Below are 15,081 nucleotides of genomic sequence, written 5' to 3' on the forward strand. Positions count from 1 at the left end.
CACCTGGATCCGATCCTTTCAGCGGACACGGATCACCTGCTGATGACTGATCGCGCGCGGGTCCGGGAAGACACCGAAGTTAAACGGGGGCACCCAGGTGCCCGTCGNTCACCTGCTGATGACTGATCGCGCGCGGGTCCGGGAAGACACCGAAGTTAAACGGGGGCACCCAGGTGCCCGTCGCCGTTATCTGGACGAAGACGGTCGGCAGCTTCGTTCCGCCGCAAATGGTGGTCGCATCCACGACCGTGGCGCCGCACAAATAGGAGCGGACCAGTACGACCGCGGCGTCCTCGGGCTTGTCGTTCCAGCTCGAAAGCGCGACCGCCTGCGTTCCGGTGTCATTGGACGCGCCGGCCATCACGAGATTGGCCGCGGTTTTGACGCCCGCGCGCATCTGCAGGTAACTCGTTACGTAGGACCAGCCGTCGGCGATGCCGAGGCAGACGAGGCACAGGATGGGCAGCAACATGGAAAACTCGACGGCAGCTATCCCGGATTTGTCCAGGACAATGCGCAAGGTCCGCCCACCCATCCCGCTACTCGACGAGCTGAACGGATTGCGTCGCCGGAATGTTCTTCATCCCGAGGCTGGTGCAGTCCTGCTTGATGGTCGTACTGCCGGACCACTGGATGGTGTCGGCGACGACCTGAGTGCAGCCGCCGTTCCCGGAGAAGTTGCCAAGGTAGTTGACCTGCTGCCTGGGGAAATAGATGGCGCCGGTCAAAAGCGAGGCCGCGGTGCCGTTGAAGGTGCTCTGCGCCGCGGTCCCGGTCCTGTCGCCGTAGAACAGCACGCCGGAATAGGCTCCGGAGGTAGGCGCGCTCAGCGTCACCTTGGCGTTGCCGTTCATGCTGACGGTGTTGCTGCCTGCCATGAAGATGGTTACCCCGCTGCCGGCGACGACCGCGTTGGCGTTGACCTTCATACCGCCCTGCACGACGTAGACGCCGGGCTGCAGGGTGACGTTGCCGCTGAGGCTCATGCCGCTACAGTAGGTGCCAGGCTGGAGTGTTTGCGACGTCTTGTTGCCGTTGACATTCTTGCAAGGGTTGCCTGCTGTCGGCGTCGCCAAGCCGGAGAAAGGATCGGCTGCCGGCAAGGCTCGGGTGATGTTGGACTTGCAGACCGTGGTCGCTGGATTGTTCAGCACCATGCCGCCGACCGTGATCAGGCAGTCGGCCTTGAGCACAGCCGAGCCCTGCGTCTTTATGGCGTCCGAGGCAATCGAGTCCGACATGACCGAACAGCCGGTGAGGTTGACGGTGGTGTTGCCGGAAAAGAGCGCAGCCTGGGAGGCCGAGGGACTGAGCGCCAGCACACAAGCCTTGGAGGCGTCATTGATCAGCGCCACCGCCCTTGCCTGTTCGGCAACGGGCGCCTGGTTGAAAATCGCCGTGAAGTAGCGATCGAGATTCTGCTTGACGATGACCTCNCCTGTTCGGCAACGGGCGCCTGGTTGAAAATCGCCGTGAAGTAGCGATCGAGATTCTGCTTGACGATGACCTCTACCGCCTTCTTCGCGGTGTTCGGGCCGGACAATGGCGGCGTGTTGACCTGGATCGTGCCCGGCGTGGCAAAATTGTTCGAGGTCGCGGACTGCGTGGCGGCGGCAATGATGGTCGGGTTATCGGAACCCGCGACTTTCTCGAGCGCACCGGCATAGGCCGCGGCATCGGCGACGGCCTGCAGCTTGAGGCTGCTGTAGTACCAGAGGGATGTCTCGACACCGAGGCCGGCGCCGCCGACCACGACCGGCAAGGTGAAGGCAAAGATGACGGCAACGTTACCGTTCGTGGCGCGCGTTGGGCGGCCCAAAGCAAACCAAATCCGGGTGAACGCGTTGGATGCCATATGTATTAGAAACCACGAATAGATAAACGAATGTCTAAAAACTCCATTCCGATTCGACGTAGTCGAACGTGCTAGGCGCAATTGCAGCGACCGCGCATCATCCTGTCGGAGGTACCGCCCCAGAATCGATGAATGCGAAATATGCCGCTATCGCGAACTTTGTTGTCGACCAAGTGACATTTAAATGCCCCCTCTGCGAAGAAGCTATCGAGAAGACAGGGGACACCGCGCTGCCCGGTAAGGGGAAAGATCGGCTCACGCCGCCTCAGGAACTTTGTGCAATCCGTCCGGGGCTGGCTTTGAGGGCCACACGCCCGAAACCAACCACTCCAGCCACGTTCAGTCCGTGAGGCGTCCACGAAACAACGTGGTGCCGTCGGTCAGCTGCGACCTGGAGATATCCCGGAATCCAGCCTCGGTCATCCACCCGCGATACTGACCTTCCGTGTACGACTCGCCTGCGCGGTAAAGGTTCAGGAAGGTGAGATTGAGAAAGACACCCTCAGGCGGGCCGAGACGGTCGTCATCGACGACACCCCACCCCGCAATTGCGATCTCGCCTCCTTGGGTGAGGCAACGCGCCGCGTTCAGGATCGAACTGCGCGCCTGGTCCGGCGGCAGGACCTGGACGACGGCCTTCAGGATCGCCAAGTCATGCAGGCCGGTCGATGGCGCGACCGTTATGTCGCCTTCTTCGACAACCACATCGCCGGCACCGTATTCCGACAGGATCGCTGGTGCGACCGCCGCGACCGTCGGGAGTTCCATCAAAGTCGCCGCAATATGCGGCCATCGCTCGCGAAGACCGACCAGAATGGTCCCGGCGCCGCCGCCGATGTCGATCACCGAACGGACCGCCGAGAGGTCCAGCTCGCGGGCGAGATTTCGGCCGAAAATTACCCCTCCCGGTGCGAGCATGCGGCTGAAGGCCGCTGCGGATTCTGGCCCCGCTTCGGAAAAGTCGTGCAGCGCGGCCGGCCGATTCTGCCGCAGCGACTCTGCGGTCAAAAGGTCGGCTCCCCAGAGTTCGCGCAGCAGCACATGATCGCCGCCGCGATAGGTCGGCTTGGACGCGTCGAGGAACTCCGACGCTTCGGCTCCGTTGCGAAACTGACCATCCTCGACGTCGAGGAGACCGATGCTGGCGAGCGCGTAGAGGAGCCGCGACAGACGAGCGGGCTCGACTTTGAGCGCTGCCCCAAGGCTGTCGGCAGTCGCAGCATCGCCGCCGAGCCAGGTGAAGATGCCAAGGTCCAGCCCGGCACGAAGCGCCAAGGCGGGGGGCACCCCTGCGATCAGCTTGTCGATCCGATCGGAATCCACCATGTCATATCCCGTTGTGCGATCCAGGATCGACTTTGAACAGCTCGGCCAACCTCGTCAAATCAGTTCGCCAGCGCGCCGCTCTCCGCGTCGAGCAGGTTCAGCTTGGCGGTATCGGGTTCGACGTAAAGCGTATCTCCGGGGCCAGCGCTGATCCTACCAGCGCCCGCGACCGTTGTGCGCCGGCCCGGCATACCTCAAAAATCCGGCTGTGATAATGGCTGGTCGCGCCTTCGGACGCTACGCAGGTAAGGCCAGCAGCGCCAGTCCGGCCAGCGCCGAGCCGGCCAATGTCGGCAGCATGCCGATCCTCAGTTTCAGCATGGCGACCATGGCGGCCGCCGCCAGCAGCGCGGCGCGCCAATCCAGCGACGACAGCACCGGTAGCTCCATCCCAAGACCAAAACGGTGCACCGCGCCGAAGACGACATGCAGTGCGAACCACAGCGCAAGGTTCATCACCACGCCGACCACAGCCGCCGTGATCGCACTCAGCGCCGCCGACAGCGCCTTGTTGCCGCGCAGCGCCTCGATGTAGGGGGCACCCAGAAAGATCCAGAAGAAGCACGGCACGAACGTCACCCACAGCGTCAGCAATGCGCCGAGCGATCCGGCCACAAGCGGTCCCATCGCACCGGCGTGACGATAGGCGGCGACGAAGCCGACGAACTGCAGCACCAGGATCAATGGTCCCGGCGTCGTCTCGGCCAGACCAAGCCCATCGACCATTTCACCCGGCGCCAGCCAGCCGAACGAGGTCACCGCTGCCTGCGCGACATAGGAGAGCGCAGCGTAGGCGCCGCCGAATGTGACCACCGCCATCAGGCTGAAGAAGCCGCCAAGCTGTGCCCAAACACTGGCAGGGCCGGTCAGCGCCAGGATCAGTACGACCGGCCCGAGCCAGATCGGCAGCCAGATCGCGATGGTGCGCGGCGCGTGCCATTTCGTCGGCTTGGTGTGAGCGAGGTCGCCGCGTTCGAACATGACGTCGACGGCGCCCCTGACATCGGGCAAATTGTCCTTGCCGCGTGCGGCTCCGGAAAAACGCGCCGGTGCCAAGCGGTTGCCGATCCAGCCGGTCAGCCCTGCAACCAGGATGATCAGCGGAAACGGCAGCCTGATGACATAGATGGCAAGGAACGCGGCCACCGCGATCGCCATCATCACCCGGTTCTTGAGCGCCCGTTTGCCGATGCGGAGGACCGCCTCGACGACGACGGCCAGCACCGCCGCCTTGATGCCGAAAAACAGCGCCTCGATGACGGGCGCATCATTGTAAAGCACGTAGAAGATGCTGAGGCCCAGCATGACAAACGCACCGGGCAGCACGAACAGGATGCCGGCAACGAGGCCGCCGGCGGTCCGGTGCAGCAGCCAGCCGATATAGATGGCGAGCTGCTGTGCCTCGGGGCCTGGCAGAAGCATGCAGTAGTTGAGCGCATGCAGGAACCGCTGCTCGCCGATCCAGCGGCGATCCTCGACCAATTCCTTGTGCATCAGCGCGATCTGTCCGGCCGGCCCGCCGAAGGAGAGCAGGCCGATCCTTGCCCACAGTTTCGCGGCTTGGCGGAAGGTCGGGACGATCGGAGCCTCGGTAGCCTGTGCATCGTCGTCCGCGGCGAGGGCGCTCATGGCGCTTTGCCCGCGCTGGGCCAATTGTGGGTTTCGTCAGTGGCATCGCGGCACCATCTGAAGAACGCATCGTAGAGCAGCATGCCGGCATCAAGCTGTTCGAGATCGTCGCGGAACATGCGCGACAGCCCGAGCGATGCAGCGAGGAACCCGGCCGCCTGCGGTACGAGATCTAGGCGCGCCGTATCGGCTGCACGCACGATCAGCGCAAGGCGATCGAGCGCTTCGGACCGCAACCCGAACTCTTCGATCATCGTGTCGAAGGTGCAGCGCTCGCCGCGATGGCTCCAGAACACGTCGTCGATGTCGAAGGCAACCGCCCCAAACCGATCGGCGGCCGCCAGCACTTCAGACGGCTCGACAAACAGGAACACCGCCGAGGGATCGACGAAGCGGCGGATCAGCCAGGGACAGGCAATGCGGTCGACCTTGGGGCGGGCACGCGTCACCCAGACCGTGCGGCCCTTGTCGTCGCGGGGCGGTATCTTGTCGGCCTTGACCAGAAGTCCCTTGGCCGCCTGCCACGCCTCGAAGCCGCCTTCAAGAGATTCGGCAGCAATGCCCTCATGGCGCAGCCATGCGGCAACGCCTTGCGAGAGCTTCAGCCCCTTCTGGCAGATGACGACAGCATGAGCCCCCGTGAACTCGGCCGCCCAGCTCGAAACAGACTTGAAGTCGCGCCGGCACGAGGCCGGAAGCAGGCGCGGATCGGCGTCGTAATCTTCGTCGATGCGGACATCGACAAGAACAGGCGCGTCGGACAGACCGACAAGGCGGAAAAGCTGCGCTACGGTGATTGCGGTTGTTGACGGCATGGCGTCCACCTCCAGAGTGAGAGTTTGGACGCGATCATTGGGCTGACGCCTCACGGGGTCGTCGCGAAGGAACCCCTTGCCACAATGCTGGATTGATCCTTCGTCTTTGTCAAGGAAAGAGCGGCGCCGGGGGACCGCGCCTACTGCGCCGTCCAGCCGCCATCCATCGGCAAGGTGGTGCCGGTGATCTGTCTGGCTGCGTCAGAGCACAGGAACAGAGTCAGCGCGGCGAGCTCCTCGACGGTGACGAATTGCTTCGTCGGCTGTGCCGCCAGGAGCACGTCGCGCTTGACCTGTTCCTCGGTCATGCCGCGCGCCTTCATCGTGTCGGGGATCTGCTTTTCGACCAGTGACGTCCAGACATAGCCGGGCGCGATGGCGTTGACGGTGATGCCGTCCTGCGCGACTTCCAGCGCTACCGTCTTGGTCAGACCCGCTATGCCGTGCTTGGCCGAGACGTAAGCCGACTTGAACGGCGAGGCGACCAGTGCATGCGCCGACGCGGTGTTGATGATGCGGCCCCATTTGCGCGCCTTCATGCCGGGCACCACGGCCTTGATCGCGTAAAAGGCGGCAAGCAGATTGATGCGGATGATGGCTTCCCACTTGTCGTCGGGAAACTCCTCGATTGGCGCGACATGCTGTATCCCGGCATTGTTGACCAGAATGTCGAGGCTGCCTAAGGCCTGCTCGGCTTCGCGCACCATGGCGGTCACCGCTGCGCCGTCCATCATGTTGGCGCCGGAGTAGCGGCACTGGACGCCGAAATCCTTCTCGATGCCGGCGCGCTCCTGTTCGATCGCCGCGGCTTCGCCAAGGCCGTTGATCGTGACGTTGGAGCCCTCGGCGGCAAGGGCGCGGGCAATGGCCAGGCCAATGCCGCTGGTCGATCCGGTGACGAGCGCATTCTTCGAAGAAAGGGAACCCATGGAGATCTCGCGACTGTTGGGAGGACTACAAAGGCACATAGTTTGTGCGCCACAACATGACAACGCCATAACCATATGTCAGCGCCATCACAGCCCTAAAACGCGCTTTGCCGGCCTCGCCGAGCGCCGTCTCAAGGCTGACACGTCAAGGCTGGCACGGCAGTGTTATGGTGCGGCGCAACATAGTCGGCCGCGCATTCGCGCAGTCATTCCTGAAGCATCGATCCAACGAATCAGGGGGGCTGTAGCTTGAAATCGCCGATGTCGTGATGCGTGCCTATGCCATGCCGCTCACCAACCGTCCTTTCCGCCCGGCCCGTATCGCTTCTTCGACCGCGACGCCCTAAGCTATCCCGCAATCTCCAGTAGGGCCGATACCAGCAAGTGGCGTTCGTCGGCGGACAGCACGTCGGAATCGAAGAGGTTCATGCTGCGCAGCCCTTCGATGGCCAGAAAGCAGACCAGCAGCGTCTTGAGGTCCGGCGTCTCGCTCTTCAGCCGCTGCAGCAGCTGTGACTTGAAGGCTTTTATCGGCGTCAGGAAATCCGGATCCTCGGCGATCGCCGAGAATATCCACGAAGCCGTCGGCTTCGGCTCCTCACAATCATCCGCCGAGAGCCGGATATAGGTGGCGAGCAGGCTCTCGCCGCTGGCGCCGGCGACACGGCCCGATTCCAGCGCCAGCTCGAACGCGCGCAGGTAATTCTCCACCAGGCCCTGCATCAGTTTGGCCTTGGTCGGAAAGTTATACAACAGGCCGCCTTTCGACACGCCGGCGCGGCTGGCGACGGCGTCAAGCGACAGGCTGCCGGGACCGGCCTCGCGTGCGACATCGGCGGCGGCGGCGAGTATCTTGTCGCGCGAATTTGCCCTTTGGGTCTTCATCGATCCCTTCCCCCGCACCAGCCTAGGCGGAATTGACAAGACCGTCCAGACGGTACAGTAAGTTCGCCGTCATTTGTAATCGGGACCTGGCGTCGATAAGTGTCCCGCTATTCGGCTATTTTGCCGGACACCGGCCGAGGGGACAGTTCGTGAAGCGCTTCATCTCTATCACCGCAATTCTGCTTCTGCTCGCTCTGGTGTGCGTCGGCGTTGTCGGCTTCAACCTGTTCCGCGACAACGCTATCAAACAGTATTTCGCCACCATGAAGCCGCCGGCGACGACCGTATCGACGGTTGTCGTCAAGCCTTCCGACTGGACGCCGGGCGTCGAGGCGATCGGCACGGTACGCGCCGTGCGCGGTGTCGACCTTACCGTCGAGACCAGCGGCATCGTCAAGGACATCCTTTTCCATGCCAACCAGAAGGTGCCGGTCGATTCGGTCCTGCTGCAGCTCGACGATGCCGTCGAACGCGCGGATCTGGTCGCGGCCAAGGCACAGTCCGTGTCCGACAAGACGGCGCTCGAACGCGCGCTGGAGCTGCAGCGGCGCGGCGTCGGCACGGATGCCACGCTCGACACCGCTCAAGCCGCTGCATCGGCCTCCGCCGCGCAGGTCAACAAGCTGCAGGCCGTGCTTGATCAGAAGCAGCTGACGGCGCCGTTCGCCGGCACCGTGGGCATCCCCAAGATCGACCTCGGCCAATATCTCTCGCCCGGCAACGCAGTGGTGACCTTGCAGGATCTGGACACCATGCGGGTCGATTTCTCGGTACCCGAACAGCAGCTGCCGCTGCTCAAGATAGGCCAGGCGGTGCGGCTCGGCCTCGGCGGCACCGGCGGCGGCGCCGACATGCCGTTTGCCGGCTCCATTCGCGGCATCGATCCCAAGATCGACGCTTCAAGCCGCCTGGTGTCCGTCCGCGGCGAGGTCGCCAACCCTGACGGCAAGCTGACGCCCGGCCAGTTCGTCCAGGTTCGCGTCGAGCTGCCGCAGGAGAAAAACATTCTGTCCTTGCCGCAGACGGCATTGACGTCGAGCCTCTATGGCGACTTCGTCTTCGTCGTCGTTCCGGCGAAGCCGGCGGAAGGCGCCCCGGCCGCGAAACCCGGGGAAAAGCCTGCCGCAGGGGCCGACGCGGCAAAGCCGGCGGCAGATGCAAAGCCGGCCGGCGCGAAACCGGCTGCCGAAGACGCCGCGGCGAAGCCCGCGGACAAGCCGGCTGTCGACCCCGCGAAGCCCGCGGCAGAACCGGAAAAGCCGGCGCTCGTGCTGTCGCAGGTGTTCGTGAAGCCCGGCCGCCGCAACGACGGCATGGTCGAGATCGTCGAGGGCATCAAGGCCGGTGACGAGGTCGTCACCGCCGGTCAGAACCGTCTCTTCAACGGCATGTCCGTTGCTGTCGACAACACCATTGACCCCAGCAAGTCGGCGAACCAGCAGGCTCAGCAATGAACTTTTCCGACATCTTCATTCGCCGGCCGGTCCTCTCCACCGTCCTCGCCTGCATGATCCTGCTCCTGGGTTTCCAGGGCATCTTCAACCTGTCGATCCGGCAGTATCCCAAGGTTGACGAGACGGCGATCACCATCACCACCGCCTATCCCGGCGCCAGCGCCGACCTGATCCAGGGCTTCATCTCCGCCCCGATCGCGCGGGCCGTCGCCTCGACCGAGAACATCGACTACGTCACCTCGTCCAGCCGGCCGTCTTCGAGCACCGTGGTCGTCCAGATGAAGCTCGGCTCCAATCCGGATGTCGCGCTGACCGAGGTCCTGTCGAAAGTGCAGGGCGTACGCGGCACCTTGCCGGATGCATCCAAGGACCCGGTCATCGTCAAGGGCACCGGCCAAGAGTTCGCGATGATGTACATCTCGATGCAGAATCCGAACATGAGCAAGGAGCAGCTCACCGAATATATCGAGCGGGTGGTGCGGCCGCGCATGTCGACGGTCGAAGGTGTCGCCGACGTGCAGATCTTCGGCGCCGAGGAATATTCGATGCGGGTCTGGATCGACCCGGTCAAGCTTGCTGCGCGTGGCGTCACCGCCGCCGAAGTGCTGGCGGCGATCAACAACTCCAACTTCCTGTCGGCGCCCGGCAACACCGAGAACGAATATGTCGTCTCCTCGATCACGGTTCGCTCGACGCTGCAGACGCCTGAGGCCTTTGCCGAGCTTCCGCTGCGCTCGACGGACGGCCAGGTGGTGCGCTTGCGCGACGTGGCGCGAGTCGAGCTTGCCGCCGAGAGCACCGACACGAGGGTGAGCTTCAATGGCAAGCCCGGCACCTTCCTCGCCATCTTCCCGACGCCGGCCGCCAACCCGCTGACAACGGCGGAGGCGATCCACAAGATCGTGCCTTTGATTCAAGAGACGCTGCCGAAAGGCATGACCATCGAAATCGTCTACGATTCCACCGAACAGATCAGCGCCTCGATCGATGAAGTGTTCAAGACCATCGCCGAAGCCGTCGCCATCGTCGTCGTGGTCATCCTGTTGTTCCTCGGCTCATTCCGCTCGGTGATGATGCCGATCGTGACCATCCCGCTGTCGCTGGTCGGCGTCTGCTTTCTTTTGTTTGCGGTCGGCTATTCGATCAACCTTCTGTCGCTGCTGGCCATGGTGCTGGCCATCGGCCTTGTCGTCGACGACGCTATCGTGGTGGTGGAGAACATCCATCGCCACATGGAGGAGGACCACATGTCGCCGATGCAGGCGGCCTTCAACGGCATGCGCGAGATTTTCTCCGCCATCGTGGCCATGACCATCACGCTCGCCGCCGTGTTCGCGCCGCTGGCCTTCACCGGCGGCCTGACCGGCGCGCTGTTCCGCGAGTTCGCGGTGACGCTCGCCGGTTCGGTGGTGCTGTCCGGCCTCATAGCCGTCACCATCACGCCGATGATGGCGGCGCGTCTGCTCAAGACGGGATCGCACAGTCGCTTCCAGCGCGTCGTCGACGGAACCTTCAGCCGTGTCGAGCATGTCTATGAGCGGGCGGTCACCGCCTCCTTGAGAAATCGACCGGTGACGCTGCTGATGGTCGTGGCGCTGGTTGCGCTCACCGGCTTCATGTTCACCAAGACCTCGAGCGAACTGGCGCCGGAAGAGGACCAGGGCTTCCTCTTGTCTATCGTGACGGCACCGCGCTACGCGACCTCGGACTACACCGAGACCTACGTCAACCAGATCCTCGGCCTGGTGAAGGACATTCCCGAAACCAGGGCGCAATTCTCCGCCGTTGCCTTTGGCGGCGCCACCAACGGCGCCTTTGTCGGCTTCGCCTTCAAGGATTGGGCCGAGCGCCAGCGCAACTCAAAGGAGCTTCAAGCCGATATCCAGGGACGCCTCGGCAAGGTGGCCGGCGTCGAGGCCTTCGTCTTCGCGCCGCCGACGCTGCCGGGCTCCGGCGGCGGCCTGCCGATCTCCATGGTGGTGCGCTCGACCGGTGGTTCCGCCGAGGTCTACGAGGCGGCCGAGCAGATTAAGAACAAGGCGCAGGCCTCCGGCCGCTTCATCGTCGTGCAAAACTCGATGTCCTTTGACGCTCCGCAGGTGACGGTGACCATCGACCGCGACCGCGCGGCGGCTCTCAACCTGCCGATCGCCGACATCGGCCAGACGCTGACGCTGCTGGTCGGCGGCGCCGAAGTGGCTCAGTTCGACCGCGACTCCAACAGCTACGACATCATCCCGCAGGTGCCGAAGGAATTCCGCGACAATCCCGAGAAGCTCGGCGAATATTTCGTGCGTAGCGTGACCGGCGAAATGGTGCCGCTTTCAGCGGTAGTGAAGATTTCGACCAACGCCGCGCCGGCCGCGATCGAGCAGTTCAACCAGCTGAACTCGGCGACGATATCAGCGCTGCCGCTTCCCGGCGTCACCACGGGCGACGGGCTGCAGACCCTGGAGAACCTTGCCAAGGAGAGCCTGCCCGATACCTTCTTCATCGATTATTCCGGCCAGTCCCGGCAGGAGAAGGAGCAGGGCAACACGATCCTTATCGCGTTCGCAGCCGCCGTAATCGTCATCTATCTGGTGCTGGCGGCGCAGTTCGAAAGCTTCCGCGACCCGCTGATCATCATGATGGCGGTGCCACTGTCGATCTTTGGCGCCATCGTGCCGCTCAATCTGGGGCTTGGAACGCTCAATATCTACACGCAGGTCGGCCTGATCACACTGATAGGTCTGATCACCAAGCATGGCATTCTTCTGGTCGAGTTCGCCAACCAGCAGCGCGAGCTGCATGGCATGAGGCGGCGCGATGCGATCGTGGCCTCGGCCAAGGTGCGCTTGCGGCCGATCCTGATGACGACAGCGGCGATGGCGCTCGGCGTCGTGCCGCTGATCGTGTCCAGTGGTGCTGGTGCGGCGGCGCGCTATTCGATGGGCCTCGTGATCTTCACCGGCATCCTGGTCGGAACCATGTTCACCCTGTTCGTGGTGCCGATGTTCTACACCTTCATCGCCAGCAAGGACCTGCCGCACCACGCCGAAAAGCCAGACCCGAAGCTGATGCCGGTGCACGCGGACTGAGCTGCGAACGGCGTTAGCGAACAAACGAAAAGAGGCCGGAAATTTCCGGCCTCTTTTTTGACTGGATTGATTTACCGCGAAGCTCTGATGGAGCTTCAGGCGGGAACTTGCGGTGCGGCATGACCTGGCCGGCTGCGCTGCACCATCGCTCCAAACGCAGTCTGCTACTTGACGATGACGATGCTGGTGTTGGTCGGGCCGAAGGTTTCGACCAACTGGTAGAAGTCGGCGGCATTGTCGGGATGCAGCCGCACGCAGCCATGCGACGCCGGCCGTCCCAGCCGCTTGATGGCGTTGGTCGCATGCACGGCGTAGCCGCCGCTGAAGAAGACCGAGTGCGGCATCGGCGCGTTGTCGTATTTCTTCGAATGCCACATCTCGTGCATGCGGGTCGGCTTGAACGAGCCGGTCGGCGTGACATGCGCACTGTCGCCGGTCGAGACCTTCCAGGCGAAAGTCGGCCGGCCATCGACCAGCACTTCCATGGTCTGCTGCGACAGCGAAACACGCGCGACGATCTGGTTTGCCGCGGCATGGGCGGTGCTATTGGCAGCGCCAAGCAGAAGCGCGGCGCCGGCAGCGGCGGCGGCGACGTTGATGAGTTTGGCGGAAATGGCTTTGTACATGATGGCTCCTCTTTGCCGGTCCTGCCGGCGTCAATTCGGTGGCCGCCTTATCCCTGCGCCATGTTTCAGACTGACTTCGCTGAGGCTCGTTTGTGTTTCGAATCTGTTTCCTCTGGTTAACAAGCAAGGTGGACAAGGAGCGTGCTCCCGTCTTCGCTGCGCACTCCCGACACGCACCGCCCCCCAAACGAAAGTGCTGATGTCCTTATATGAAAGAAGATTGGCTTCGCTCGAAACCGACTTGCAACAAAGCGCGGCCCGGGCGGCATGATCTGGTTACAGGCTCACGGCAAAGTCATCCCAACGAGAACAGCCGGCGCCAACGAAAAATGAGCATCAAATCGACAACCCTGTCCTGGTACTTCAGGATAAGCATCGCCGCATTTGTCGTCGGCGGCATCGGCACAGTAGCCGGCACCCCGATGACGAAACTGGCGGTGATGAATTCGGGTGAGATTTCGACGCTGCATGCCGCGCTGTTCATAGCCTTGGTCTGGATTGTCTCCAGTCTGCGCATCAACCGTCTCAGGGCCCTCTGGCGGGTCGGCCTCGGGTTGAAGTGGATGCGCGGCCCCTCCGGCAACTTGCTGCCGAGAGGACCGAAGGCCCGCGTCGCAACGGGGGGCTCCGTGGGCGACGCGGGCACTTCGGGTTTATCCTGAAGCACCCGCGGTTCTGATTTTTGGGGACAACCGATGAAGACGAAATCTGCAGCCTCCGTGCTTTCGGTACTGCTCTATGCACAAGGCCTGCTCGGCTTTGCCGGTCTCGCCACGGTTCTTCTGAAGGACCGCGCGCATGCCGCCAGCGAAATCGTAGTCGCCAGCGAATTGCCGTCGGGACCATCGCTTCTGGTGGTGCGCTGACGCCTATGCATGGCGCCCAAGATTGCGCAGCTTCTTTGGGCGAGCCGAGGAACAATCCAGCCTCCCAACCCTCAGTCGGCGCGCTGCGTCGGCGGGTCGAACCGGTAGCCTGCGCCGCGTATAGTTGTGATGGTTTCGGTGTCGAGCTTGCGGCGCAGCCGCACGATGCGCGAATCGATCGAGCGGTCGAAGGCTTCGGCATTTTCGGCGGGCGCCGCCGCAATGATGTCGTCGCGCGTCAGCACCTTGCGCGGGCTGGCCAGAAACAGCCTGAGCAGCGCCACCTGGCCCGGCGACAGCTGTTCTTCCGTACCCGAACGGTGCATGACGATGGCCGACCGCAAATCGACGGTGGCATTTTCCAGCACGATCAGTTCCTGGGCGGACCTGCCGCGCCGCGTCAGCAGGCCGCCGATGCGCGCGGCAAGCTCCCTGACATTGAGCGGACTTTCGACGACATCTGCGGCGCCAAGCTCGAGCGCCAGCACCTTGTCGACCAGATCGGCCGGCCGGCAGATCAGGATGAAATCCGGCCCCGCCTTCCCGTCCGCGCTCTGGCCGCCGCCATAACGCCTGAGCAGGTCCCGCCCTTCCGCCTGGCTGAGGCTGTCGCCGACGATGACGATATCGATGCCTCCGGCCGAAAGCAGGGATTCAGCTTCCCAGGGCTGCCGCGCCTCGCGCACGTCATGGCCGCGCCGGTCGAGATGATCGGCAAGATCGCCGGCCACCACATCGGCGACGGAAACCAGCGCGATGACGGATCGTGCAGCCATGTTTTTCTTCCCGTTCCCCCGCAACCGGATATGAGTGCTGGACATCATGTTTATACCCAATCTACTTTCCGCTGAAAGCGGGAGCGAGGCCATAGTGCGGGCACGGATTGTCATCGTCGAGGACGAGCCCGATCTCCGGGATGCGGTCGCCGAGTATCTCGGCGCCAACGGCTACGATGTGACCCAGGCCGGAAGCGCGGCCGAGGCGCGCGCCTTGCTGGAGACGGAATCGTTTCATTTGGCCATTCTCGACATCGCCATGCCGGGCGAGGACGGACTGTCGCTCGGCCGCTGGCTGCGCTCGAAAATACCGGTCGGCATCATCTATGCCACGGCTGCCGGCACCGCACTCGACCGCATTGTCGGGCTGGAGCTTGGCGCCGACGACTACATCGTCAAGCCCTACGAGTTGCGTGAGGTGCTGGCTCGTGTGCGCAGCGTGCTGCGCCGCGTTCCGCAGCCGAGCCCGCCCCAGGCGGCGAAGACACAAGCCGATGGCGGCCGCCGCCTGACCTTCGGCCCGTTCCAGGCCGACCTCGACGGCAGGCTTGTCACCGGCGCCAACGGCGCCGTCATCGACATGGCCAAGAGCGAGTTCGATGTGCTGGAGGTTTTCCTGACCCGCGCCAACCGGCTGTTGACGCGATCGGCGATCTCCGAGGCGATTGGTTTTGTTGAGGATCCTGAATCGTCGCGCGCCGTCGACATTCGCATCATGCGGCTGCGCAAGAAGATCGAAACCGATCCGGCCAATCCGAAATTTTTGCGCACAGTGCGCGGCGAAGGCTATATCTTCTCGCTGCCGACCGGTGACGGGCACTAGAGCAATTACAGGAAAAG

15 protein-coding genes are annotated in these 15,081 nt (G+C 63.4%); 5 read left to right on the forward strand and 10 right to left on the reverse strand.

What is annotated here, in order from left to right; all coding sequences use genetic code 11:
• Positions 1–79 precede the first annotated feature (79 nt).
• From X756_RS145195 to X756_RS145170, 8 genes are all read right to left on the reverse strand, one after another.
• Entirely contained in the window at positions 80–535 is a 456-nt protein-coding gene (locus X756_RS145195; RefSeq protein ID WP_031238987.1) for a TadE/TadG family type IV pilus assembly protein, read from the reverse strand.
• 4 nt (positions 536–539) lie between these two features.
• On the reverse strand, positions 540–1,355 hold the full coding sequence (locus X756_RS1000000170025) for a hypothetical protein (protein ID WP_245264555.1): 816 nt from the start codon (positions 1,353–1,355) through the stop codon (positions 540–542).
• Entirely contained in the window at positions 1,346–1,819 is a 474-nt protein-coding gene (locus X756_RS1000000170030; protein ID WP_245264556.1) for a pilus assembly protein TadG-related protein, read from the reverse strand. Before X756_RS1000000170030 ends, X756_RS1000000170025 begins: the two co-directional genes overlap by 10 nt.
• A gap of 375 nt (positions 1,820–2,194) precedes the next feature.
• Positions 2,195–3,181 carry a methyltransferase gene (locus X756_RS145190; RefSeq protein ID WP_023730770.1) on the reverse strand — a complete coding sequence of 329 codons (987 nt, stop codon included), beginning with the start codon at positions 3,179–3,181 and terminating at the stop codon, positions 2,195–2,197.
• Between the two features lie 237 nt (positions 3,182–3,418).
• Positions 3,419–4,810: a chromate efflux transporter gene (gene chrA, locus X756_RS145185; RefSeq protein ID WP_023683940.1), complete on the reverse strand. Its 1,392-nt coding sequence runs from the start codon at positions 4,808–4,810 to the stop codon at positions 3,419–3,421.
• The gene (locus X756_RS145180; RefSeq protein ID WP_023730771.1) at positions 4,807–5,625 is read right to left on the reverse strand and encodes a sulfurtransferase/chromate resistance protein; all 819 of its coding nucleotides are present in this window, start codon (positions 5,623–5,625) and stop codon (positions 4,807–4,809) included. The genes chrA and X756_RS145180 overlap by 4 nt, the downstream gene beginning before the upstream one ends.
• 140 nt (positions 5,626–5,765) lie before the next feature.
• On the reverse strand, positions 5,766–6,554 hold the full coding sequence (locus X756_RS145175) for a 3-hydroxybutyrate dehydrogenase (protein WP_023730772.1): 789 nt from the start codon (positions 6,552–6,554) through the stop codon (positions 5,766–5,768).
• Positions 6,555–6,902: 348 nt separating this feature from the next.
• A complete protein-coding gene (locus tag X756_RS145170; RefSeq protein WP_023683943.1) occupies positions 6,903–7,439 on the reverse strand; it encodes a TetR family transcriptional regulator in 537 nt (178 codons plus the stop codon).
• A gap of 149 nt (positions 7,440–7,588) precedes the next feature.
• Here X756_RS145170 and X756_RS145165 point away from each other — a divergent pair, with 149 nt between their 5' ends.
• Together X756_RS145165 and X756_RS145160 are read left to right on the forward strand one after the other, a co-directional pair.
• Positions 7,589–8,893, forward strand: coding sequence for an efflux RND transporter periplasmic adaptor subunit (locus X756_RS145165; RefSeq protein WP_023730773.1), 1,305 nt, complete (start codon positions 7,589–7,591; stop codon positions 8,891–8,893).
• On the forward strand, positions 8,890–11,973 hold the full coding sequence (locus X756_RS145160; protein ID WP_023693710.1) for an efflux RND transporter permease subunit: 3,084 nt from the start codon (positions 8,890–8,892) through the stop codon (positions 11,971–11,973). Before X756_RS145165 ends, X756_RS145160 begins: the two co-directional genes overlap by 4 nt.
• A 164-nt stretch (positions 11,974–12,137) precedes the next feature.
• On the opposite strand, the gene X756_RS145155 is transcribed toward X756_RS145160, so the two are convergent.
• Complete coding sequence (locus tag X756_RS145155) at positions 12,138–12,599, reverse strand: L,D-transpeptidase (RefSeq protein ID WP_023730774.1); 462 nt, start codon at positions 12,597–12,599, stop codon at positions 12,138–12,140.
• Positions 12,600–12,928: 329 nt separating this feature from the next.
• Here X756_RS145155 and X756_RS1000000167865 point away from each other — a divergent pair, with 329 nt between their 5' ends.
• Positions 12,929–13,261, forward strand: a complete 333-nt coding sequence (locus X756_RS1000000167865; protein ID WP_023713277.1) for a hypothetical protein — start codon at positions 12,929–12,931, stop codon at positions 13,259–13,261.
• Between the two features lie 33 nt (positions 13,262–13,294).
• Positions 13,295–13,465: a hypothetical protein gene (locus tag X756_RS1000000167870; protein WP_023670062.1), complete on the forward strand. Its 171-nt coding sequence runs from the start codon at positions 13,295–13,297 to the stop codon at positions 13,463–13,465.
• Positions 13,466–13,536: 71 nt separating this feature from the next.
• Here X756_RS1000000167870 and X756_RS145150 read toward each other — a convergent pair whose 3' ends face one another.
• Complete coding sequence (locus tag X756_RS145150) at positions 13,537–14,241, reverse strand: response regulator transcription factor (protein ID WP_023730776.1); 705 nt, start codon at positions 14,239–14,241, stop codon at positions 13,537–13,539.
• Positions 14,242–14,335: 94 nt separating this feature from the next.
• On the opposite strand from X756_RS145150, the gene X756_RS145145 reads away from it, so the two are divergent.
• Positions 14,336–15,064: a response regulator transcription factor gene (locus X756_RS145145; protein ID WP_023670064.1), complete on the forward strand. Its 729-nt coding sequence runs from the start codon at positions 14,336–14,338 to the stop codon at positions 15,062–15,064.
• Positions 15,065–15,081 lie beyond the last annotated feature (17 nt).

It is taken from the genome of Mesorhizobium sp. LNJC405B00 (assembly GCF_000502615.1).
Taxonomy (GTDB): Bacteria; Pseudomonadota; Alphaproteobacteria; order Rhizobiales; family Rhizobiaceae; genus Mesorhizobium.